The sequence below is a fragment of the Sunxiuqinia sp. A32 genome (genome assembly GCF_052690465.1).
In genome coordinates this window covers 1-663 of record NZ_JBQYLI010000047.1, presented here as the reverse complement: position 1 = coordinate 663, position 663 = coordinate 1, and the positions used below count along the sequence as shown (strand labels likewise).

The window sequence follows — 663 nt, the reverse complement described above, 5'->3', positions numbered from 1 at the left end:
TTGACTCGTCCTAAAAAAAGTTTACAGGTTATATATTCAAATTTATCTGTTTTTTATAATAATTCTTCCATCTTTTTTTGATGGTTAAATCTTTAATTAAGTGCACCTGTGTAGGAGTAAACATATCGCAACTCAAGTGAGGTCTTTGGTTGTTGTACTTACTGATGATCTGATCCAGCTTTGCTTTTGTGACAGTACCGGATTGTTCAACCACCCTATTAATGTATTCATCTTTAAGGATGCCGTTAACCCGTTCTGCAATTGCATTATCTAACGGGTCACCACTTTCTGTCATACTAATGGCTATTTGATGCTGTTTTAAGGTGTTGACATAAGGATGACTACAGTATTGAAGTCCCCTGTCGGAATGATGAATTAGTCCGTTCAGAGGTTGACAGCTGTTTCTAATGGCATCCTGAAGAGAGTTGACAGCATGGTTGCTGTCCATGTTTTCAGCTAACCTGTAGCCTACTATTCGTCTGGAATATGCATCGGTTATTAGGAATAGGTATAAAAATCCCTGATCAGTGCGAATATAAGTAATATCACTCACCCATAACTGGTTGGGTCTGGATGGCTTAAAGCCTTTTATCAGGTTCGGATATTTTCGGAACCAGTGATTTGAATTGGTTGTGATATGCATTCGTTTGCGTTTTCTTATCA

At 37.9% G+C, this 663-nt stretch carries 1 protein-coding gene; it reads right to left on the bottom strand.

Features of this window, described 5'->3' with window-relative positions; translation table 11 throughout:
- Nucleotides 1–28 precede the first annotated feature (28 nt).
- Nucleotides 29–663, bottom strand: a 635-nt coding sequence (locus ACUNWD_RS20770) for an IS3 family transposase (protein WP_445589789.1), incomplete at its 5' end; no start/stop codon positions are given.